We start from the raw sequence: 22,577 nt of genomic DNA, 5'->3' as shown, positions 1-22,577 counted from the left end.
CTTGCCGCTTGTAGAGTTACGGGGTCGGTTGCTGGTTGGTCATCACAAAACGCAGCTCACCACCGGGACGGATCTCGCTGTGGGCGAAGGTGTTGTACTGGTTGAGTGGCTTGCCATTGATGGTGACCTCTTTGACATAGAGGTTGTCCGGGCTGTTGTTCTGCGCTACCACGTTGAACTGACCGTCGGGCAGGTTGATGGTGACCTTGTCAAAGATGGGACGACCGATGGTGTAGGTCGGGTCGCCCGGGGAGATTTGATAGAAGCCCATGGCACTCATGATGTACCAGGCCGACATCTGGCCGACGTCTTCATTGCCGATCAGGCCATCCGGGGTGGTTTTGTAGAACTCCTTATAGACCCGGTCGAGGTACTCCTGCGCTTTCCAGGGCTGGGCGGTGCGATTGTAGAGATAGATGACGTGGTGTGAGGGCTCGTTGCCATGAATGTACTGCCCGATGTAACCGGTCATGTCCTGATGTGCTTCGCCCCCGTTGGGGTCGGCGTTGAACAGGTTGTCGAGCTTGTCGTTCAGTCCCTGCTGGCCACCCATGATCTCGGTCAGCTTGTCGAGATCCTGCATGAAGGACCACTGCCACTGCCAGGCATTGCCCTCGGTGTAGTAGAAGGCATCCGACTTGTAGGGATCGAAATCGGCCGCCGCGTATTTCAGGGCGCACGGGTCACCGTTTTTCAGCTCGGTCGGTACGAAGAAGCCTTTGCCATCGGCATTGCCAGCCTGGGGATCCCAATGTTTGAGCGAATTGTAGGATCGTGCCTTGAACTCCTGATAGGTAGTCATGTCGCCCGCGGCTTTCGCCATCTCGGCGATGGTCCAGTCGTAGAAAGAGAACTCCAGCGAGTAGGAGACCGAGTTCCAGTTGGGATAACGGACGCACTGCTCTTTCTCGTGATAGCTGAGCTGACCGGCCATCAGCGAGCTCAGGATGTCGTCATGGATCTGCGGGTAATCGGCAGGCCGGTAGTGGGCCGATTTGACCGAGGCTTCCAGTGCCTCTTGCGCATCGATCAGCCCCTTGGTCACCGCATCGGCAAGGATGGCCGCCGAGGGGTAGCCAATCATGGTGCCGGTTTCCGAGCCGTGGCCTTCCCATTTGGGCAGCAGGCCGAACTCCACGTTGGATTTGCGGATCAGATCCTTGGCGTAGAGAGTCGCCTGTGGCGGGTCCATGATGGTCCACATGGGGTGAACGGCGCGGAAGGTATCCCAGGTCGAGTAGATGGAGTAGTTGGGGGTATCGCCAGGTTGCAGGGTGCGCAGGGTGCCTTGCATATCAAGATACTTGCCATCCACATCGTAGAGCTCGATAGGGGCGATCATCATGTGGTAGAGAGCGGTGTAGAAATTGGTCTTCTCGGTCTCCGTCCCCCCTTCGGTTTTGAGTGTTGCCAGCTTTTCGGCCCACGCGTATTCTGCGTCTGACTTCACCTTGGCAAAATCAAAGGTGGGGGCTTCCGCCTCCAGATTCTTCTGTGCTCCTTGCCAGCTCACCGCCGAGATACCGACCCGGATCTCGAGCGGTTGGTCACCCTGGCCAAAATTGAGGTAGGCGGTCAGGTCATCCCCTTGATAGACGCTGCTGGGGCGCATCTCCCGGGTGGGCATCTTGTCCTGCTCGCCCAGCATGGCCCTGGCCACAGGTTGGTTGAATTTGGCGTAGAAGAAGATGTTCTGGCCCTGATGGTTCTGTCCCTGGAACCAGCCAGTGGAGGTTTTGCGGCCACGCAGGGTGTACTCATCCACCACTTCGATTTTGTTTTTCAGCGATTGGCCGTTGTTGTTCAGCAGGGTATGACCCAGATCGAATTTCACATTCCGATCAGCTCCTTTGGCGAAGGTGTAACGGTGCAAACCGACCCGTTTGGTGGTGGTCAGTTCAACCTCAATCTCCCCCTTGTTCAGTCTGGTTTTGTAATAACCGGCGCTGGCGTGCTCATTGGTTTTGTCAAAGGCGTTTATCTGGGCGTCGGCCATCTCGGCGTAGGGCAGTACCAGAATGTCGCCCAGATCGGTGGCGCCGGTGCCGGAGAGATGGGTATGGGAGAAGCCGTAGAGCGGAACATCGGTTGCGACGATCTCGCCCGTGAGGTAATTGGAAGAGTCCCAGTAGCCGGAGGCTGAGTGCCAGGGGTTGAGTCCGCTCTCGTGATCGGTATTGGAGCCAATAAAGGTATCCGGCGAGAGTTGCACCATGCCAGCCGGGCGGGTGGCGCCGGGGAAGGTGTGGCCTGATGCGGCGGTGCCTATCATGGGGTCAACGTATTTCAGTACCGACAGATCGACAACCGGAGTTACCGGTTTCTCGATAGCGGTAGACTCGCTCTCACTGTTGCAACCGGCGATGCCACCGGTCAGTGCGGCAATCACCGCAAGAGAAAGAAGATTGCACTTGAACATGGTCATTCCATTTTTGAGTAGTGATGGGGGAGGAAGTCCTCCCCCGAACAGGTGATTAACGGGAACCGGCAGGCAGGTCGCCTTCGTGCAGGAAGGTGCCGATACCTTGCGCGGGCGGCAGATCTTCCGGCTGGCTGCCCCAATTCTGGTTGGGGCTATCGCCCATCACGAATTCAAGCTTGCCGCCACTGAGGATTTCCTCATGGGTGAGGTAGCTGCGATTGAACTCGCTGCCATTGAGGCGAGCGGACTGGATGTAGATGTTGTCGCGGCTGACATTCTGGGCCGTGACGGTGAACTGTTTGCCCGCACCCACATCGAGCGAGGCGGTTTCGAACATGGGGGTGCCAATCTCGTAGATGCCGGAGGAGGCATTGACCGGGAAGAAGCCCAGCGCCCGGAACACGAACCAGGCAGAGAGGGTGCCAAAGTCATCGTTGCCACAGATGCCGTCAGGGGTGTTCTTGTAGCAGACGTTGGTGGCTGCCACGATGGCGGCCTGTCCCTTCCAGGGCTGTCCTACGTAGTTGTAGAGGTAGGGCACATGGATATCGGGCTCGTTGCCCTGCACATGCTGTCCCACGTTGCCGGTGTTGAATACCGGGAACTGGTTGTCGCCAGCGTTGCGATCCGGATAGGTACTCCAATACTCGTCCAGCCGTTTGGCAAACAGTTCGCCCCGTTTGGCCTGAGGATTCTGGGTCTGGTCGAAGCGGGTCATCAGATCGACCAGGCCATGAATGTCATGTTGAACGCTGAAGGCGTATTGCCAGCCGTTGGACTCGGCGAATGACCAGTTGAACATGTCGGGGCGCCAATCCTTGCCCACTGCCCGGCCGGTTTTCGGGTCTACCCAACCGGCATCAATGAAGTTGCCAGCGTAGTCGCGGGCCTTGAACCACCCCTTGTACTGCTTGCCGCCAAAGTCAAACTGCGCCTGCCAGTTCTTGGATCGATCGGCAAACTCCTGATAGCGGGGGTCACTTTCGCCAAATACTGCCTTGATCGATTGGGCGATCGCCCAGTCATTCATGGAGTACTCCAGCGAGTAGGATGAGGTCCAGGCATCCTTGAAGGGGGAGTGAGATTCCCAGTCATTGCCCGGCGGTGTGTCATGCAACTGGGCAGGTACATAGCCTTGCTGCTCGTACTCCTTGATCCAGGCGACCCCCTGGCTGGTGGCTGCGCGGGCGTCGGTGATCATGGCGGTCACCAGTCGCTCCTTGATCTCCTGACGTTCCGCATCGCTGAAGCCCAGCGCGATCATCCGTCTGTCCAGCGAGCCTTTGGAGAGTACGTCGTGGATCACCGGCGTGGAGTGCATCCCCATCATCATGCCGGTCTCGTTACCCTTGAAGGTCCACTCCGGCAATCTGCCCTTGCGCAGGTTGCCCAGATCGTCCATCCACTCCTCCTCGGCGTAGGAGAGCATGGAGAGCACCACATCGGCGAGGCGATCCGGCTCCAGCAGTGACGAGAGGGGTTGTACTGCGCGGTAGGTGTCCCACAGGGAGAAGGTGTCGTAACGGGTAAAGTCCGCTTTGCCATCCCGGTTGGCATCGGCGGTGCGAACCGACTCCTTGAGGGTATCGATCCGCTCGCCCCACGGTGTGTTGCCATCCGGATAGGCGTTGCGCCCCTGATGCACCTGGCGGTAGCGCCCGTCCAGATCAGAGTGAATGGTCTGGCCCAGATAGGTGTGGTAGAGCGCGGTATAGAAGGTCTGTTTGTACTCCTCATCCCCACTGACCCGGATCTTGCCCAGCTCCTTTTCCCATTTTTGGGTCGCAGCCTGACGGACATCGTCAAACGACATATTGGCCACTTCGGTCATGTTGAGTGAGGCGCCAGCGTTGCCATCCCGGCCGATCTCGACGTTGGAGAGGGCTACCTTGGCCTCGACGACCAAGCCCGCCGCCGCGGTATCAAATTCCACATAGGCACGCGCGTACTGATATTTGCCACGGGTCTCGTTGCCGATCTCGGTGGTGCCTTCCGGCAGGTCCAGATAGCGGTTCTGGTCTTTGTCAAAGTAGGCGAAGCGGATGTTTTTGATGGGCTGGTCGAACTCCATCACGAAGAACTCTTTCTGGCTGGGGGCCCAGCCGTCAGAGAAGCGATGGCCCTCGATCCGGTTGTGGGTTTTGTCCCATTTCAGATAGGAGTCGGAGGTGTAGTCCCAGTTGACCTTGAAGCCGAGGTTGACCACGATTTCCGATTTTTTATCTTGCGGGAAGGTGTAGCGATGAACCCCCACCCGATCCGAGGCGGTCAGCTCGGCCTTGATCCCGTAATCCTTCAGATTGACCTTGTAGTAGCCCGCCGTTGCCTCTTCATCCTTGTGGCTGTAGCGGGAGGCCTCCAGATTCAGTGAGGCCGACCCCTCGTTCAGCATGAAATTGGAGCGTGAGTTGATCGGCATCACCAGAATATCGTTGAGATCTCCAGCTCCGGCGCCCGAGAGGTGAGTGTGGGAAAACCCGGCGAGGCGGTTGTCGTGGTAGTAATAGCCGGAGATATATTCCCAGCCATTGGCCCCATTATTGGGCGACAGCTGCACCATGCCATGCGGGGTAGTGGCACCAGGATAGGTGTTGCCTAAATTACCTGTGCCGATGAACGGATTGACGTAACGGGAGACGTTAGTCTCTTTATTGTTATCGACAGCGGTATCCGAGTCATTTTGACAACCGGATATACCAACCAGGCCAGCCAGTACGGCACACGCGAGCAGGGAACGTTTCAGTTTCATATTTGTCGCCACAGGTTAATGAAAGTAGGGTATCGAACGTATAAAAACAGATAATGCAGAACGCCGGGCCAGCCAATGAATATCTGCCGGATGAGAGAGCCATCTGCATGTATTACCCCGACTGTCACTGGATATAGAGGGTGACGGGGGGAATATCAGCCAGATAAAATGGATCTTGAAAACGATCTGGCCATACAGGCGGAAAAATAAATGCGCAGAAAAATAACAGGCACCCAGAGCCTGATTTAAAAAATCGCCCCTTACACTTATGAAATAAGTGGCTGAGCTGTGTTACATCTGGAATATATAAATGCTCTTAAATGTTTTTCCTGCTGCCTGTAAATTAACGGTTTCTATTATTTCGTTGATTAATATCCTGGGACAGAGGAAAAAAATGGCATTAACTGGATTTTTATGACGTGTGGGGAAGGGTGTGAGCTGGCTCGCATAACTGCAGGGTGGCGTGACCAGGGAGGCTAAATGATATTAATCATTATAAGTCAGCGTGTTATTCTTCGATGTTGAGTTAAATGACCGATTTTGTGAGTCGTACCGGGCTCCACATGGTCAGATGAGCTGAAAAAAAGGGCCCTGCTGGGCCCTTTGAACAGAGGGTGATGAGCCGATGGCCCACCAGGATCAGCGGTTGCTGGCGCGGGCAAAACGCCCTTCAGCCGTCACGCGATAATCGCTGGTGCTGGCGGGTACAAATGCAGATTGCCCTATGGTCAGTGTCAGACGCTCGCCATCCTGGCCAATGAGGGTGATGGGCCCATCGATGGCGAACAGGATCTCGGCATTGCCGGTGGTGAGGGCATGTTCGCCTGCGCCATATACGCTGAAGGTGAAATCCGGTACCGGCACGTCGAAGTGCTGTACTGTGCCTTCCATGCGAGGGGTGAGCAGGATCTGGTCGTCCGGTTTGGCGACACAGCGGGTGCAGGCCAGCAGCTCCGGCACATCCATGTATTTGGGGGTCAGACCGGCACGCAGCACGTTGTCGGAGTTGGCCATGATCTCGAGGCCAGTGCCGTGGATGTAGGCGTGGGGGGTCTGGGCGTCGAGGAACATCGCCTGACCCGGCTCAAGTGTTACCACGTTGAGCAGCAACGGCGAGAAGAGCCCCACATCCCCCGGGTACTGGTTGGCCAGCTTGCTGATGGTGGCGAAAGTCTCTTCATCCTGATGGGCGGCGGCATAGGCCAGCAGGCCAGCCAGCGCCTCGTCCTTGCGATCACCGCTGAGGATCAGCAACTGGTGGAAGAAGTGCTGCAGGCCAGCTTCATCCTGTGACTGGCGAAGCGCCGCGGTCAGGTCGACCAGTGCGGGCAGCGCCATGCGATCGAACAGGGCCAGGATGGCCGGGATGGCGCGAAAGCCGTTCATCGCCTGATAGCGGGTGAGGGCAAAGACCAGCTCCGGCTTGTGGTTCGGATCCTTGTAGTTGCGGTTGCTCGCCTTGATATCGATGCCTGCGGCTTCTTCTTTGGCAAAACCGGCTTCGGCCTGTGCCTTGCTCGGATGTACCTGAATGGAGAGGGCTTGCTCGGCGCAGAGCACCTTGAACAGGAAGGGGAGTGAGCCGAAACGAGCCTGGGTAGCTTCGCCCAGCATGGCGACGGGGTTGGCGTCAATCAGGCTGGAAAGCTTCACGGTCTCGCCTGCCAGGGTCACTTCGGAGCAGCCATTGGGGTGAGCGCCCATCCACAGTTCAGCTTGTGGTTTGCCTTCGGGATTTTTGATGCCAAACAGCGTGGTCAGGGAGTCACGACTGCCCCAGACATAATCCTGGATCGGGTTGCACATTAGAAAAAACGGCGGGTAGCTCATGGATGGCTCCTTGTATCAGAACGATTTTTTGGGAATTTCAGTCTGGCGCGGACTATAGCATGGCAGGGGCAGCGCACCGCAATCGGTTGCTCTCTGCATCTTGATCAGGATCATTCATGAGTATCATCTTTACCCAGCTGTTGGACGGCTTTCTAAGTGAGGGGGGAGGCTTTGAGAAGGTGTTGTTTGCCTCTGACAAAGGGGTGCCTCCCTGCTTCAGTTATCAGGTCAATTTTCCGCGTCTCGAGCTGGTATTCAGTGGTCACTATCTCAACCAGATCTGGTCCCCGGAAGGGGATGTGCAGTCGGTACAGATGGGGCCGCGGGAGGCGATGTACATTCCCCCCAACGGCTGGAACAAGCCGGATTGGGACAATGACTGTTCCGTGCTCAGCCTGTTGTTCGGCAAGCGTCAGATAGGGTTCAGTCTGGTGAGCAAGCACAAGGGAGACACCGGCTTCTTCGATGTGCAGAAGCACAGTATTCAGGCCGGTGCCGGACGGGCGCTCGATCATATCCTGCTCTCCCTCAACACCCTTGCGCAGGAGCCGATAAGGGCACCGATGGACAATCACCTGCTGCAGGCGCTGCTCAGTTACTCACGGCAGTTGCTGGTGGAGTCGGAGAGCGGTCGTCCTCGTGGCTCCGATCTTTTTCACGGCATCTGCATCTACATTCAGGAAAATTTCCACCGCCCCATCAGTCGCGAATGCATCGCCGCCCGCTTCAATCTCTCCCCCAGCCATCTCTCACGCCTGTTCCGCCAGCAGGGGCACATGCGGCTAGCGGACTACATCAGCTGGGTGCGGCTGGAGCGGGCCAAGTTCATGCTGAAAAAGTATCGCTTCCGTCTCGAAGAGGTCGCCAATCGCTGCGGGTTTACCGACGTGAACTACTTCTGCCGGGTGTTCAAACAGAAGACCGGCTTGACCCCTTCCCAGTACCGTTCCCTGAGTCAGCCGCAGGCGGCGGCCAGCGAGCTGGAGGGATAACGGGGCTGTGTCGGGAAGGCGTGGTGACGGCGCACTGGCGGGTGGCTACCTCTTTGGTCTGACATGCTTTCTTGTCGTTTTATTATGAAAATGAATGGGCTAAGATGGCCGCGCGCAACAAACAAGTTGATAACAAACGGAAGTTAGGAGATGCCGATGGAAAGCAAAGTAGTAATCCCGACCCAGGGTCAGAAAATCACAGTCGATGCCAACGGCAAGCTGCAGGTTCCCAACCATCCGATCATTCCGTTTATTGAAGGGGATGGCATCGGTGTTGACGTAACCCCTGCCATGTTGAATGTGGTGAATGCTGCGGTCGAGAAAGCCTACAAGGGCGAGCGCAAGATCGCCTGGATGGAGATCTATACCGGCGAGAAATCGACTCATGTCTATGGCGAAGGTGCCTGGCTGCCGGCCGAAACCTTGGATTTCATTCGCGAATACTGCGTGGCCATCAAGGGCCCGCTGACTACTCCGGTCGGTGGCGGTATCCGCTCCCTCAACGTGGCCCTGCGTCAGGAGCTGGATCTCTACATCTGCCTGCGCCCGGTGCGTTACTACGACGGCACCCCGAGCCCGGTGAAACGTCCTGATCTGACCGACATGGTGATCTTCCGCGAAAACGCCGAAGACATCTACGCCGGCATCGAGTGGAAGGCCGACAGTGCCGAAGCGAACAAGGTGATCGCCTTCCTGCAAAACGAGATGGGCGTGAAGAAAATTCGCTTCCCCGAGTCCTGTGGTATCGGCATCAAGCCGATGTCCAAAGCCGGTACCGAGCGTCTGGTGCGTGCCGCTATCGAGTATGCCATCGACAACGATCGCGACTCCGTGACCCTGGTGCACAAGGGCAACATCATGAAGTTCACCGAAGGTGCCTTCAAGGATTGGGGTTATGCTCTGGCTCAGAACGAGTACGGCGCCCAGCTGATCGACGGCGGCCCCTGGTGCTCCTTCAAGAACCCGAAAACCGGCAAGACCATCGTCATCAAGGATGTTATCGCCGATGCCTTCTTGCAGCAGATCCTGCTGCGTCCGGCCGAGTATGACGTCATCGCCTGTATGAACCTCAACGGCGACTACATCTCCGACGCGCTGGCCGCTCAGGTAGGCGGTATCGGTATCGCGCCGGGTGCCAACATCGGCGATGGTGTGGCCCTGTTCGAAGCGACCCACGGTACTGCACCTAAGTATGCCGGTCAGGACAAGGTCAACCCGGGCTCGCTGATCCTCTCCGCCGAGATGATGCTGCGCCACATGGGCTGGGTTGAAGCGGCCGATCTCATCATCAAGGGGATGGAAGCGGCGATCCGCAACAAGACCGTCACCTATGACTTCGAGCGTCTGATGGAAGGAGCCACCCTGCGCTCCTGCTCCCAGTTTGCTCAGGACATGATCGACCAGATGTAATCTGCTGCTTGCCAGAAACGCAAAACCGGCGCCATGTGCGCCGGTTTTTTTATCGCGAAAGAGTGCAGGGGCTTATTGCGCCTGCTCTACGTGTTGCTGATAGCGTTGCTGCCATTTGCTGGTTTCTGCTTCATCACCCTGGGCCTTCCAGAAGGCGCAGATGGTGTTGGCAAGTTCCGAAGCCATCGCATGATCTCCGTCACGTCGACTCATCAGATAATCTCCCAGCCAGCTTTGATATTGTTTCATTACCCGATCTCCTTATCTCATGTGCCCTTGAGGGTGCCCACCTTGACGGGAGCCTGTCGGCTCATCCTGGGGGGAACATCATCAGGCATGATGGTGCAAAGTCACGACCCGGGCAGAGAGCCCGATGGGCAATCTGGCGGCGAACGTGACGCGAGATGTCAAAAAATGAGCGCCATTTTAGCACAAACTGACCAACTTGGGGAAATTGTCGCCATGGACTGCGACAGAACAGCCCCATCCCCTTGTTCTCAAAACAGAAAACCCGCCGTGAGGACGCGGTTGGTTTGGATGAAACCCGGGGAAACAGGGTGGGGAACCCTGTTGTGTCCGGTTGCATCGACGAGCTCGACACTTGGTTCTGGATGAGCAGTGTCATGGACTCAAGAAATGGTAGAGGGGGCATGCAAAAGGGCGTTATGCGGGAACTTGCTATGCGCGAAGCAATAGGGGGCAGCCTTGCTGCCAACAGATGGCTGGCAGCAAGGTGACGGTCGGGATCAGGTGGTCTTTTCCAGATGGTTTTGGTAAATCTGCTGCCACTTGTCCAGTTCGGTTTCATCTCCCTGTTGTTGCCAGAACTCGCAGATGGAACTCGCCATCTCGCATGCCATGGCGTGGTCACCGTCACGGCGACTCATCAGGTATTGCCCCAGCCAGCTTTGATACTGTTTCATTGCACGATCTCCTTATCTATTTAACCCTTGATACTGCAGCTGTGGGCCACTCGTCCGGCAGTGTTGCGCCACACTCCACTTTCGCCGCACGCTGCTTGTTATCGCCTCGCTTGTTGTCAATCAGGACAGAGAGCGTATGAGAAAAAGGCGAAAGTGTTAAAAATTGGCCACCACCTTATCACAAAATGGTGTGATATGCAGGCTTTGGGGCCAATTGAGTTATAAGCGTGGGTTGTGTGTCCCGATATCGCGACAGGGATTGACGGAGAGTATCGGCACGCAACTTGTGTCGCGAGCAGGCGTGTGGCCGGTTACTGGGTCACCCGACGCGCCTGCCAGTAGCGACTGTTCCAGTAGACGTTGTCGAGGCGGGAGCGGATCACTCCCTTGCTGGTGGAGGCGTGAATAAACTCGCCGGCACCTGTGTAGACCCCCACATGGTATTGCTGCCAGCCGGTCTTGAAGAAGACCAGGTCGCCGTGTTGCAGCCGGTAGCGATCCACCGGTTTGCCAATGCTGGCCTGAGATTCGGTGGTTCTTGGCAGGTTGAAGCCCAGCACCTGGCTGTAGGCGAGCTGGGTGAAGGCGGAGCAGTCTAGCCCGGCGCGGCTGGCGCCGCCCATGCGGTAGGGGACACCGCGCCATTGTTGGTAGAAGCCATCGAAGGCACTGCTCTGCCGGGGGGCCGGAGGTGGCTCCTGCGTGCTGGAGCAGGCGGCCAGCAGCAGAGTCAGCAGGGATAGCAGCAGCTTGCGATACATCGGGCTCTCTCCACGGACGGGTCTACCAAACGAGACATTGATCGAACGCCATATCCTGCCAAATCGTTCTGGCGGCAGGAGGGCACGCGACAACTTTTCCATCATAAACAGGGATCTGGCTCCAGACCTAGTCTCCGAGAGGAAAAATGTGGCGGTGAACTGAAAAACGCCAACCCGCGGGAGGGCTGGCGTTTGTTGTCACTCGTTGTGGCTGATCAGCGGTTTAAGCAGCTCGGCCAGCTTGTAGAAGGTCTGTACCCGGGTGGTGCTGGGGCGCCAGACCAGCCCAATCTCGCGATAGGAGGTCTCTCCCGGCAGCGGGATGGCCACCAGATCGGAGTTGGCAAGAATGCCTGCATCGATGGCCATCTGCGGCAGGAAGGTGGTGCCAAGACCCGCTTCCACCATCTGTACCAGGGTGTGCAGGCTGGTGGCGGCGAACGGGTTGATCTTGCTCTTGTCCCGCAGGCGACAGGCGCTCACTGCGTGCTCGGTGAGGCAGTGCTCCCGCTCCAGCAGGAAGATGCTCTGGTTGGGCAGCTCCTTGTAGTCGAACGGGGTATGCAGACCGGCCGCCATGCTGGCGGGCATCACCATGTGGAACGGATCCTGGCCGACGGTCTTGCAGTGAAATCCCCCGATCTCGATGGGCAGGGCGAGGATCAGCAAGTCGAGCTGACCCTGTTCCAGCTGCTTGAGCAGATTGCTGGTGGTGTCTTCACGCAGCAACAATTCGAGGTCAGGATAGGTTTTGCTGCACTCTTTCAGCAGCTTGCTGAGCAGGAAGGGTGCGATGGTGGGAATGCAACCCAGACGTACCGTCCCCTGCATCACGCCGCCCTGATGTTGCCCGAGCTCCATCAGATCCCGTGCATCGGAGAGCAAATTGCGAGCGCGCTCGACGATTTCCATGCCGACCGGGGTCATAATGAAGCTCTTGTGGTCCCGCTCCACCAGTTGCAGGTTCATCATGTCCTCCAGCGTCTGGATCCCGGTACTCAGGGTCGACTGGCTGACATGACAGGCCTTGGCGGCGCGGTTGAAGTTCTTGTGCTCATCGAGAGCGACCAGATATTGCAGCTGTTTGAGGCTGGGCCAACGTTGCATAGAAAAACCCGATTAATGCTATCTATTTAATTTGATTTAACTAATCTACCACCGGGTCTATAGTTTGTCGCTTGAATTAGATGGACTTGGCTCTAGGTAGCCCAATCCTCACCGGATTGTTCACTTCACATAAAGAGGAATTGAATATGGTATTGGTAGGCCGTCCCGCACCCGATTTTACCGCCGCAGCTGTTCTGGGTAATGGCGAGATCGTTGATTCATTCAACCTGTCATCCCACATCAAAGGCAAAGCTGCTGTCGTCTTCTTTTATCCGCTCGATTTCACCTTCGTCTGCCCGTCTGAGCTGATTGCCTTCGATCACCGTTATGAAGAGTTCCAGAAGCGTGGTGTGGAAGTGATCGGTGTTTCCATCGATTCCCAGTTCTCCCACAACGCATGGCGCAACACCAAAGTGGAAGATGGCGGTATTGGTCAGGTCAAGTACCCGCTGATCGCCGACGTGAAACACGAAATCTGCAAAGCCTATGACGTTGAGCATCCGGAAGCCGGCGTGGCGTTCCGTGGCTCCTTCCTGATCGACAAGAACGGTGTCGTTCGTCACCAGGTTGTCAACGATCTGCCGCTGGGCCGCAACATTGACGAGATGCTGCGCATGGTCGATGCCCTGCAATTCCACGAAGAGCACGGCGAAGTGTGCCCTGCTCAGTGGGAAAAAGGCAAAAAAGGTATGCAAGCCTCTCCGGACGGCGTTGCCAAGTACCTGTCCGAGAATGCTGACTCCCTGTAATCGGGCTGCACTCTCCTTGAAGAACCGGCGTCTTGGCGCCGGTTTTTTTATACCTGAGATTTATCCATCCTCTGACATAGTGGCCACACTCTTCTCGTTCCATCGTTCCATCGTTCCATCGCTCTTCTCGCTATTCCAAGCTGCCGTTCGCTGGCGTACTCGTCGTTTCGAAATGAGGTGCTGATCCGTATGGCTGGGTGGGGGATATGCCGACAGACAATAGCCATAAAAAAGCGCGCCATAGGCGCGCTCAGTTCACAAGCGGAGGTGTTATTCCTCAAAGATCCCGAAGTGATCCTTGGCGAAATTGACCCGCTGCTCCACGTTCATCTTCACCTGCCCCAGCTTCTCGATGGTCTTGAGATTGGGCACCAGGCCGCGACCGTTGGCGATCTGGATGGCAAGACCAGGACGGGCGTTGAGCTCCAGCAGCATGGGGCCGCGGAACTTGTCCAGCACCATATCGGTACCAATGTAGCCCAGACCCGACATCTCGTAGCAGGAGGCGGCGAGGGTGAGCAGGGTATCCCAGTGGGGCACCTTGAGCTCATAGAGGTCGAGGCCGGTATCCGGATGGTGGCGCAGCGGATTGCCAAACTGCACTGCCCGCAGGGCACGACCGGTACGCAGGCACAGACCCACCCCCACGGCGCCCTGGTGTAGGTTCGCCTTACCATCGGAGGCGGCGGTGGAGAGGCGCATCATCGCCATCACCGGGAACCCCTTGAAGATGATGACTCGGGCATCGGGTACCCCTTCGAAGGAGTAGCCGTCGAACACATCATCAAAGTTGATGAGGCCTTCGACCAGTGCCACGTCTGGCTTGCCGCCAAGCGAATAGAGCCCCGCCAGAATGTTGGAGACATGGCGCTCCAGATCCTGACCGGTAGAGGCGCTGCCGTTGGGTTTATAGAAGAGGCCATCTTCCTGACGCAGGATCACCAGGATCCCCTTGCCGCCCGAGCCACGGGCTGGCTTGATGCAGAAGCCCGGCCAATCTTTTACCAGCTCGGTGATGCGACCCACATCGTGCTGGGCACGGATGGTACCGATCAGCTCAGGCACGGTAACCCCTGCATCCAGCGCAATTTGCTTGGTCTGCAGCTTGTCATCCACCAGCGGATATAGGCTGCGCGGATTGTAGCGGCTGATGTAGGAGTGGTTGCGCTTGTTCATGCCGAGGATGCCTGATTGGGACAGGCTCCACGGGGTTGTGTATTTTTCCCAGAACCACATCGGTTACTTGTCCTTACCCGGGGTGACGCCAGATTTCATCTCGTCCACCAGCGGCTTGAAGCGCTTCAGTTCGCTCAGCTTGTAGCCGGTGTAGTTACCCATCAACAGCACGGTCGCCATCAGCACCAGCTGCAGGCCGAGGAAGTTGAAGGTGAGGTGACGAATAAGCTCGTTATCCATGGCCAGATAGGCGATGACAGCCACCAGCAGAGAGCCGCCGCCCTGGCGGAACACCTCTTTCGGGCCCTCTTCTTCCCACAGGATGGACATCCGTTCGATGGTCCAGGAGAGGATGATCATCGGGAAGAAGGTGATCTTCATGCCGTCGGTCAGCCCCAGCTTGAAGGCGAACGCCGAGAAGATACCGATCATCGAGATAACCATGATGATGATGGCCGATATTCGGGCGACCAGCAGCAGGTTAAGCCGAGACAGATAGGAGCGGATGATGAGACCGGTGCCGACGATCAGCAGGAAGCCGATGAGGCCGGTGACCAGCGAGGTCTGGATAAAGGCGACCGCGATCAGCACCGGCATGAAGGTACCGGAGGTCTTGATCCCCACCAGAACCCGCAGGAACACCACCATCAGCACGCCGATCGGGATCAGCAGCAAGCCCTTGAACAGGGTCTGCTCTTCCAGTGGTAGGCTGTGGATGGAGAAGTTCATCATCTCTGATTTTTCGAACTTCTGGGCCAGAGCAACGCTGACCGGCTGCTCCTGCTCGATCATCGAGAAGCTGACACGGGAGTTGTGACCACCGGTCACGTCCAGCAGGGCGCCGGAGTTGTATTCCCACAGCAGCAGGTTGGCCGGACGGCCCTGTTCACCGGTTTGCGGGTTGAACAGCTTGTAGTCGGTCGGGCTGTTGAATACCTGCAGGTAATCCACCAGCTCCTGACGACGGCGGCCATCTTCCAGATTCAGGGCATGCACCACGCGGGTGGGGACGTCAGCATTGTTGAGCAGCTCGGCGATCAGGTTGGCGCGGCTCTTGTGCTTTTTCAGCAGCTCGGCGTTCTGCTCCTGCTTCTCGATCTCTTTGATGATCTCGCGAGTCAGGGTGTAGCCGTCGGCAGAGCGCTCCTGGGCCCGCTCGAGGATCTGCTTCATCGCGGTGGCGTAAGGCTCACTCTCGATCTGCTTCTCGATGGCAGGCGGCTGCGGATTGGCGGCCGGTTTGGCATGGGCATCCGCCATCATGTCGACGCGGTAGTAGAGCTCCTGACGGCCGGAGGCGGTGCGGATGGACCACTCGGCGCGGGCATCGCCATCTTTCTCGACAAACGAGAGGCCGTAACCTGGGCTGGCGGCGTTCTCGTTCATCAGGGTGAAACCGGGCTGGGTGCCCGGAATGGCCAGAGAGGCGATCACCGGCTCACCGGTCGCCTCAAACTCCAGCTTGGCTTCGATGGACCAGATCTGGCGCTTTTCACCGGGCGTCAGGGGTACATCCAACGCGATATGGTGATAGATCGTCATCCCCAGGCCGACAATGTACAGCAGGGCTACCAGCAAATAGAACGGCTTACGGGAAACCATGGATTATTTCACATCCTTGAGCTTGGGTTTGGGTTGGATATATTCGCGGGCCACATCAACCACGGCGATGTCTTTCAAAAATTCGCGACCCAGCAGCACAGGGAAGGTCATGTCGCTACGGTCTTTCAGGGTAAATTCGGCTTTCTCGGTCATGTCGCCAATGCGCACGGCCAGACGCACCACCGGACGGCGGTCCAGATCGTCGGCAGAGGCCTGACGCACCCGTACATGGCGTACCAGCGGCGCTTCGATCTGGATCTTGTCGTCCACTTCCTGATGGCTCAGGAAGAAGCGTACCCAGTTTTTGCCGTTGCGCTCGAAAATGGTGATCTCCTGCGCACTGATGGAGGAGGTGGTCGCACCGGTATCGACCCGCGCCTGGAAGGCGTCGTTGGCCGCATCAACCCAGATCCACTCGGCTTCACCGACCATTAGCTTGCCATCGATGGTGTGACCCTGATTGGGGGCCGGGCACTTCTCGGTGGGGATGGCCATCGGCTTGGGCGGCTCGGAGGGGAGGGTGGCGAGCTTGTGGTCTACTTGCTTGACGGACTCTTTCATATTGGTGACATCTGTGTTGAGCTGAACCAGCAGGTGCTGTTGCTGCACATACTGCTTCTGTTGCTGTTCCATGGATGTTTGCAGGCGCAGCTCGCTCTGGCTCAGCTCGCTACGAAGCTCGGCCAGCGTCAGAGCGGGAACCTGAGGCGTTTTTTCCATATTGACACACCCGCCGAGACTGAGCAGGGAGAGCAGGGTCATTCCTTTTAATTTGCTTTTCATGTCATTCATTTAACTGTGCTTCCTGGAATTGGGTCAGTGTAACTTCCACAAGCGCCACCGGCTAGTCTTTGGCCTTGCGGGCAATCAGTACGGCACGTTTCGGCGCCGGGTGTCCTTCTACCGTGAGTGCCGGATTGTCTGGATCCAGATAGTCACTCAGGGATTCATTAATCATCCAGTCGGTACGACGCTGTTCGTCGGTACTGGTCATATTCTCGTCTACTATTCGCACGTCGGTGAAGCCGCAGCGCTCGACCCATAGCTTGAGGGCGCGGCTTGAGGGAATAAACCAGACGTTGCGCATCTTGCCGTAACGATCGGTGGGCATCAGCACGTCGTTGACACCGCCGTCAATCACTAGCGTCTCCAGCACCAGCTCGCCATCATCTTTCAATTGATTGCGCAACTGCTCGATGTGCTCGATGGGGGATTTGCGGTGATAGAGCACTCCCATGGAGAAGACGGTGTCAAAGGCACGCAGCTCCGGCAGCTCCTGAATACCGAGCGGCAACAGGTGGGCACGCTGATCATTGCCCGCGAAGTGGCGAATGGCCTCGAACTGGCAGAGGAACAGCGGACTCGGGTCTATGCCGACTGCAAGCCGAGCCCCTTCACCCACCATGCGCCAGAGGTGGTAGCCGCTGCCGCAACCCACATCCAGCACGTAACGTCCTTCGAGCGGGCTGATATGGGGCAGCACCCGATCCCACTTCCAGTCAGAACGCCACTCGGTATCGATGTGGATGCCGTGCACGGTGAACGGCCCCTTGCGCCAGGGCATGAAGTGGCGCAGCAGGCTTTCGACCTTCTTGCGCTCCCCTTCGCCCAGGCTCTCGGCCGAGCCAATCTCGACCCGGCTTTTCAGCTCGACGTTGCCGGGGGAGACCACCGGCAGCTTGTTGAGAGCGCGGTTCCAGCGCGGCAGGTCGCCATGCTGGTTGTCATGTTGCCAGGCGTGCAGCTGGGCGGGCAGGGTATGCAGCCAGTGGCTCAGCCGGTTTTTGGCAATCAGTTGATAGAAATTGGCAAAGTCGATCATGGCTGGGCGTCGCTGGATTTGATGGCAATCATGGAGCCGAAGTTAAAGCACTGGAACCAGAGATCCTGATGGACGAAACCGGCGTCCCGTAGGCGAGCCTGATGCACCGGCAGGCTGTCGGTGCGCATCACGTTCTCAAGGGCGGTGCGTTTCTGGCTGATCTCCAGCTCGCTGTAGCCATTGGCCCGCTTGAAGTCGAGGTGCAGATCGATGAGCAGCTCGTTGACCGGTTCATCTTCAAAGCGGAACTTCTCGCTCAGGATCAGGATCCCGCCCGGGCGCAGACCATCGTGAATGCGCTGGATCAGGGCAGCACGCTTTTCGGGCTCGACAAATTGCAGGGTGAAGTTGAGCACCACCACGGAGGCGTTCTCGATCTCGATGTCGCAGATATCTGCTTCCACCAGCTCCACCGGCACCTCGGATTTGAAACCGGAGAGGTGGGCGCGGGCGCGCTCAATCATCGGGTGGGAGAGATCCACCGCGGTGATGCGGCAGCCGGACTGGCTGACATGGCGACGCATCGCCTGGGTCGCGGCGCCCAGTGAGCAGCCGAGATCATAGAGTCGGCTCTCGGGTTGGGCGTAGCGGGCGGCCATCATGCCGATGGCAGAGATGATGTTGCTGTAACCCGGCACCGAGCGCTGGATCATATCGGGAAACACGTCGACGACCTGTTCGTCAAAACAGAAGTCACCCAATCGGGCGATCGGGGCGGCAAAAATTTGATCTTTGGTATGCATGCTGGCGCAACCTGACAGTCGGGACATCACCCGGCTGTATTGTTCAATTGAGTCGTTGGGTGACACCCATCAGAGTAGATTTATCACCTGTTTACGAACGGGGTGGCTGGTCGTGAAATCCTTTGGACCTGTCCTGTTCGTACGGGCCATGTTCCGGACCCTTACTTGGGGCGGTAGTGTAGAGGATTGATGGCCGTTTGTCTTGACGCCAGGGCTTGCCACGCCACAAAAAAGCACTTTTTTTGCAGCGAAACGATGGCCGCAGAATGGGTTGGCTAAAAGCGCAGCACTCCCTGCCGTGCGCGATCGTTTTCCCCTGGCCAGGGGGCCATCTCCTGCTCCAGCAAGCGGGTGATCTGGCGGGCCAGCTCAGGTGCCTGGGCGTTGTCGGCAGTATGTATATAGAGGTAGAGATCCTTGCCCTCGGAAAGCCACTGGCGCCAGTGGGGGAGCCAGCTGGGCAGGAAGGGGTGATTGGCCGCCGGATCCGGCAGGCCGATAAAGCGCACCATGGGGGCGTTGGCGGTGGCCAGCAGATGTACCGGCAGGCGTGGCTTCTTGCCCTGGGCATCGACAAGGGCTGGCGTGGTTGCTTGCACCGAGAAGAGTGGCCGGCTGTCGAGCATCACCCGGTTGATGCCTTGTTCCATGAGCAGCCGGTTCAATGCTCGCTCGGCCTCCCCCTTGGCGAAGAAGTCAGGGTGACGCACCTCGAGGGCGTAGCGAAACGCCCGTGGCAGCCGCTCGATAAAGGCCGCCAGTCTGGCCAGCCCCTGTGGCCCGAAACGGGCGGGCAACTGCAGGGTGAGCAGCCCCAGCTTGTCGTGCAGCGGGGCGAGCAGGCGAATAAAGTCGGCGACTTGTTTGTCTGCGCTCACCAGATCGCTCTGGTGGCTGATGGTTTGCGGAAATTTGAAGTTGAAACGAAAATGATCGGGCACCGCATCGGCCCAGCGCTGTACCGTGTCCGGTGTCGGCAGGGCGTAGAAGGTGGTGTTACCCTCCACTGAGTTGAACACGGTGGCGTAGTGGGCGAGGTGTTCGGCAGGCTTGGCGCCAAGGCCCAGTAGCTGGCCGGGCCAGCCGGGGTGGGACCACTGCGGCAGGCCCAAATAGAGGCTCATGATGGCTATTCTCTTCACTCTTGGTGCATTCGTGCCGATTTTTTACCCGCTTTTTGCCATCGAGTGCAAAAAACTGGCGAAAGGAGGCTGCTGGCCATTTTACCCAAAAGGGGGTTTTCCTCTATAATGCCAGCCCTTTTGTTTTTCAATTTCTTGTGACCCATGCCTATCTACGAATATCGTTGCGACGTCTGTGGCCATGAATTGGCAAAACTGCAAAAGCTTTCCGATGCCCCCCTGACCGACTGTCCGGCCTGTAGCAAGCCGAATCTGGTCAAGCTGATATCGGCGGCAGGCTTCCGGCTCAAGGGAACCGGATGGTACGAGACTGATTTCAAACCGGGTAAGAAAAAGAATCTGGCCAGCTGTGAGACAGACGGTGCTTGCCAGTCGTGCCCGGCGGCCCAAGGTTAACCGTCTCTCTACAATTTCGAAGGAAGAAGTCCATGCGCTCTATCTATTGCGGACAGGTCAATGAGGCCCATGCAGGGCAGACCATTACATTGTGCGGTTGGGTTCATCGTCGTCGTGATCTCGGCGGTCTGATCTTTATCGATATGCGCGACCGCGAAGGGATCGTTCAGGTGTTCTTCGATCCGGACAAGCCGGACGCGTTCGCCCTGGCCTCCGAGCTGCGCGGCGAGTTCTGCATCCAGGTGACCGGCGTGGTGCGCACCCGTCCCGAGTCCCAGCGCAACAGCGACATGGCCACTGGCGCCATCGAAGTGTTCGCCCACGAACTCAACATCATCAACCGTGCCGAGCCGCTGCCGCTGGACTTCAATCAGGTCAACAGCGAAGAGATCAGCCTCAAGTATCGTTACCTGGATCTGCGTCGTCCCGAGATGGCCAAGTACCTGAAGACCCGTGCCAAGGCCAGCGCCTTCGTACGCCGCTTCATGGACGAGCACGGCTTCCTCGATATCGAGACCCCGATGCTGACCAAGGCCACCCCGGAAGGTGCCCGTGACTATCTGGTGCCGAGCCGCGTGCACAAGGGCAAGTTCTACGCTCTGCCGCAATCCCCCCAGCTGTTCAAGCAGTTGCTGATGATGTCCGGCTTCGATCGCTACTACCAGATCGTCAAGTGCTTCCGTGACGAAGACCTGCGTGCCGACCGCCAGCCGGAATTCACCCAGATCGACGTGGAGACCTCCTTCATGACCGCGCCGCAGGTGCGTGAAGTGATGGAAGAGATGATCCGTAAACTGTGGCTGCACATCCTGAACGTGGATCTGGGCGACTTCCCGATCATGACCTTTGACGAAGCCATGCGTCGCTACGGCTCCGACAAGCCGGACCTGCGTCTGCCGATGGAGCTGGTCGATGTGGCTGATCTGCTGACTGCTGTCGAGTTCGCCGTGTTCGCGGGCCCCGCCAACGATCCGAAAGGCCGTGTGGCAGCCCTGAAAGTACCGGGTGGTGCCGAGCTCTCTCGCAAGCAGATCGACGAGTACACCAAGTTTGTCGGTATCTACGGTGCCAAGGGCCTGGCCTGGATGAAGGTCAACGAAGCGGCCAATGGTATCGAAGGCGTGCAGTCTCCGGTTGCCAAGTTCCTCTCTGACGCCATCGTGCGCGAGATCCTGACTCGTACCGGCGCTGCCGACGGCGACATCATCTTCTTTGGCGCTGACAGCAAGAAAGTGGTCTGCGATGCCATGGGCGCCCTGCGTCTGAAAGTGGGTCGCGATCTGGGCCTGCTGGAGAACAGCTGGAAACCGCTGTGGGTCATCGACTTCCCGATGTTCGAGGAAGATGGTGAAGGTGGTCTGGCCGCCATGCACCACCCGTTCACCGCGCCGAGCAACATGAGCCCGGCCGAGCTGAAAGCCAACCCTGTGGGTGCTTACGCCAACGCCTACGACATGGTGATCAACGGCTACGAAGTGGGTGGCGGCTCTGTCCGTATCCACAACAGCGAGATGCAATCCACCGTGTTCGATATCCTGGGTATCACCCCGGCCGAGCAGCGTCTGAAGTTTGGCTTCCTGCTGGATGCCCTGAAGTACGGCACCCCGCCGCACGCCGGTCTGGCCTTCGGTCTGGATCGTCTCAGCATGCTGCTGACCGGCACCGAAAACATTCGGGACGTCATCGCCTTCCCGAAAACGACCGCGGCCGCCTGTCTGATGACAGACGCCCCCAGCCTTGCCAATGCCGCCCAACTGGGTGAGCTGGCGATTGCAACCACCGTCAAGGGCGACGAGTAAGCCGATACCGGCACCGGAGGCCGCCGCCGTGCGGCCTCTGTGTTTCCCTTGGGTTAGTCATGATCAGTGTTACTGACATTTAAAAATAACGGAGAGTCTCTATGGCAGGTCACAGTAAATGGGCCAACATCAAACACCGCAAGGCCGCTCAGGACGCCAAGCGTGGCAAGATCTTCACCAAACTGATCCGCGAAATCACTACCTCCGCGCGTCTGGGTGATGCCGATCCGGCCAACAACCCGCGTCTGCGTGCTGCGGTGACTGCCGCCCTGACCAACAACATGACCCGCGACACCATCAACCGCGCCATTCAGCGTGGCGCCGGTGGTGGCGATGGCGAACAGCTCGAGACCATCGTGTACGAAGGTTACGGCCCGGCTGGCTCTGCGGTGATGGTAGAGTGCCTGACCGACAACCGTAACCGTACCGTAGCCGAAGTGCGCCACGCCTTCAGCAAGTGCGGTGGCAACCTGGGCACCGACGGCTCCGTTGCCTATCTGTTCAGCAAGAAAGGTCTGCTGACTTTCGTAGGCGTAGACGAAGATGCCCTGATGGATGCTGCGCTGGAAGCGGGCGCCGATGATGTGGTCACCGAAGAGGATGGCACCATCGAGGTGTATACCACCCCGAACGACTTCGGTACCGTGCTGGATGGTCTGGAAGCTGCCGGCTTCAAGGCCCAGAGCGCCGAAGTGACCATGATCCCCTCCACCGAAGCTGAGCTGGATGCAGAAACTGCACCCAAACTGATGCGCCTCATCGACATGCTGGAAGATCTGGACGACGTGCAAGAGGTTTACCACAACGGCTCCATCTCCGATGAAGTCGCTGCGACCCTCTGATCGCTGAATCGTGCTCTCCCGATGGCAGCCTGATGGCTGCCATTTTTTTATCTTTGCATCGTGGCAACTGTTGATGTGTCGGTTGAGCAATCGGCGCAACAATTCTCTTCAC

At 57.9% G+C, this 22,577-nt stretch carries 19 protein-coding genes; 6 read left to right on the top strand and 13 right to left on the bottom strand.

What is annotated here, in order from left to right; translation table 11 throughout:
* Nucleotides 1–16: 16 nt before the first annotated feature.
* The 3 genes from G5137_RS03355 to manA all read right to left on the bottom strand — a co-directional run bounded on the left by G5137_RS03355 (nt 17) and on the right by manA (nt 7,001).
* Entirely contained in the window at nt 17–2,419 is a 2,403-nt protein-coding gene (locus tag G5137_RS03355) for a GH92 family glycosyl hydrolase (protein ID WP_421254912.1), read from the bottom strand.
* 55 nt (nt 2,420–2,474) lie between these two features.
* Entirely contained in the window at nt 2,475–5,171 is a 2,697-nt protein-coding gene (locus G5137_RS03350) for a GH92 family glycosyl hydrolase (RefSeq protein WP_421254911.1), read from the bottom strand.
* A gap of 639 nt (nt 5,172–5,810) precedes the next feature.
* Nucleotides 5,811–7,001, bottom strand: coding sequence for a mannose-6-phosphate isomerase, class I (gene manA, locus G5137_RS03345; RefSeq protein WP_201991827.1), 1,191 nt, complete (start codon nt 6,999–7,001; stop codon nt 5,811–5,813).
* A gap of 116 nt (nt 7,002–7,117) precedes the next feature.
* Between manA and G5137_RS03340 the strand changes: the two genes are divergently transcribed.
* Nucleotides 7,118–7,993, top strand: a complete 876-nt coding sequence (locus tag G5137_RS03340) for an AraC family transcriptional regulator (RefSeq protein ID WP_005347181.1) — start codon at nt 7,118–7,120, stop codon at nt 7,991–7,993.
* A 156-nt stretch (nt 7,994–8,149) separates the two neighbouring features.
* Nucleotides 8,150–9,403 (top strand): NADP-dependent isocitrate dehydrogenase, encoded by a 1,254-nt coding sequence (icd, locus tag G5137_RS03335; RefSeq protein ID WP_005347179.1) that lies wholly within the window; start codon nt 8,150–8,152, stop codon nt 9,401–9,403.
* 72 nt (nt 9,404–9,475) lie between these two features.
* On the opposite strand, the gene G5137_RS03330 is transcribed toward icd, so the two are convergent.
* The 4 genes from G5137_RS03330 to G5137_RS03315 form a co-directional block, all read right to left on the bottom strand.
* Nucleotides 9,476–9,652, bottom strand: a complete 177-nt coding sequence (locus G5137_RS03330) for a hypothetical protein (RefSeq protein ID WP_005337712.1) — start codon at nt 9,650–9,652, stop codon at nt 9,476–9,478.
* A 497-nt stretch (nt 9,653–10,149) separates the two neighbouring features.
* On the bottom strand, nt 10,150–10,326 hold the full coding sequence (locus tag G5137_RS03325) for a hypothetical protein (RefSeq protein ID WP_335862975.1): 177 nt from the start codon (nt 10,324–10,326) through the stop codon (nt 10,150–10,152).
* A gap of 311 nt (nt 10,327–10,637) precedes the next feature.
* Nucleotides 10,638–11,087: a C40 family peptidase gene (locus G5137_RS03320; protein ID WP_421254910.1), complete on the bottom strand. Its 450-nt coding sequence runs from the start codon at nt 11,085–11,087 to the stop codon at nt 10,638–10,640.
* 198 nt (nt 11,088–11,285) lie between these two features.
* The gene (locus G5137_RS03315; RefSeq protein ID WP_005337702.1) at nt 11,286–12,194 is read right to left on the bottom strand and encodes a hydrogen peroxide-inducible genes activator; all 909 of its coding nucleotides are present in this window, start codon (nt 12,192–12,194) and stop codon (nt 11,286–11,288) included.
* A gap of 146 nt (nt 12,195–12,340) precedes the next feature.
* Here G5137_RS03315 and G5137_RS03310 point away from each other — a divergent pair, with 146 nt between their 5' ends.
* A complete protein-coding gene (locus G5137_RS03310; RefSeq protein ID WP_005337701.1) occupies nt 12,341–12,943 on the top strand; it encodes a peroxiredoxin C in 603 nt (200 codons plus the stop codon).
* A 270-nt stretch (nt 12,944–13,213) separates the two neighbouring features.
* On the opposite strand, the gene G5137_RS03305 is transcribed toward G5137_RS03310, so the two are convergent.
* The 6 genes from G5137_RS03305 to G5137_RS03280 form a co-directional block, all read right to left on the bottom strand.
* Nucleotides 13,214–14,179 carry an alpha-L-glutamate ligase-like protein gene (locus G5137_RS03305; protein ID WP_005353164.1) on the bottom strand — a complete coding sequence of 322 codons (966 nt, stop codon included), beginning with the start codon at nt 14,177–14,179 and terminating at the stop codon, nt 13,214–13,216.
* 3 nt (nt 14,180–14,182) lie between these two features.
* Nucleotides 14,183–15,721 carry an inactive transglutaminase family protein gene (locus G5137_RS03300; RefSeq protein WP_005337699.1) on the bottom strand — a complete coding sequence of 513 codons (1,539 nt, stop codon included), beginning with the start codon at nt 15,719–15,721 and terminating at the stop codon, nt 14,183–14,185.
* Nucleotides 15,722–15,724: 3 nt separating this feature from the next.
* Nucleotides 15,725–16,513 (bottom strand): ATP-dependent zinc protease, encoded by a 789-nt coding sequence (locus tag G5137_RS03295; RefSeq protein ID WP_421254909.1) that lies wholly within the window; start codon nt 16,511–16,513, stop codon nt 15,725–15,727.
* A gap of 52 nt (nt 16,514–16,565) precedes the next feature.
* A complete protein-coding gene (gene cmoB, locus G5137_RS03290) occupies nt 16,566–17,543 on the bottom strand; it encodes a tRNA 5-methoxyuridine(34)/uridine 5-oxyacetic acid(34) synthase CmoB (protein WP_042056497.1) in 978 nt (325 codons plus the stop codon).
* Entirely contained in the window at nt 17,540–18,286 is a 747-nt protein-coding gene (gene cmoA / locus G5137_RS03285) for a carboxy-S-adenosyl-L-methionine synthase CmoA (RefSeq protein ID WP_069529805.1), read from the bottom strand. The genes cmoB and cmoA overlap by 4 nt, the downstream gene beginning before the upstream one ends.
* Before the next feature lie 275 nt (nt 18,287–18,561).
* The gene (locus tag G5137_RS03280; RefSeq protein ID WP_227342372.1) at nt 18,562–19,410 is read right to left on the bottom strand and encodes a DUF72 domain-containing protein; all 849 of its coding nucleotides are present in this window, start codon (nt 19,408–19,410) and stop codon (nt 18,562–18,564) included.
* A 162-nt stretch (nt 19,411–19,572) separates the two neighbouring features.
* Here G5137_RS03280 and G5137_RS03275 point away from each other — a divergent pair, with 162 nt between their 5' ends.
* The 3 genes from G5137_RS03275 to G5137_RS03265 all read left to right on the top strand — a co-directional run bounded on the left by G5137_RS03275 (nt 19,573) and on the right by G5137_RS03265 (nt 22,465).
* Nucleotides 19,573–19,824 (top strand): FmdB family zinc ribbon protein, encoded by a 252-nt coding sequence (locus tag G5137_RS03275; protein WP_005337686.1) that lies wholly within the window; start codon nt 19,573–19,575, stop codon nt 19,822–19,824.
* A gap of 32 nt (nt 19,825–19,856) precedes the next feature.
* A complete protein-coding gene (gene aspS / locus G5137_RS03270; protein ID WP_108613395.1) occupies nt 19,857–21,623 on the top strand; it encodes an aspartate--tRNA ligase in 1,767 nt (588 codons plus the stop codon).
* 101 nt (nt 21,624–21,724) lie between these two features.
* Nucleotides 21,725–22,465, top strand: coding sequence for a YebC/PmpR family DNA-binding transcriptional regulator (locus G5137_RS03265; protein WP_005337681.1), 741 nt, complete (start codon nt 21,725–21,727; stop codon nt 22,463–22,465).
* Nucleotides 22,466–22,577 lie beyond the last annotated feature (112 nt).

The organism is Aeromonas sp. 600282, from assembly GCF_049175755.1.
GTDB classification, from domain to species: Bacteria; Pseudomonadota; Gammaproteobacteria; order Enterobacterales; family Aeromonadaceae; genus Aeromonas; species Aeromonas veronii_A.
This window is presented reverse-complemented; position numbering and strand designations above follow the sequence as displayed.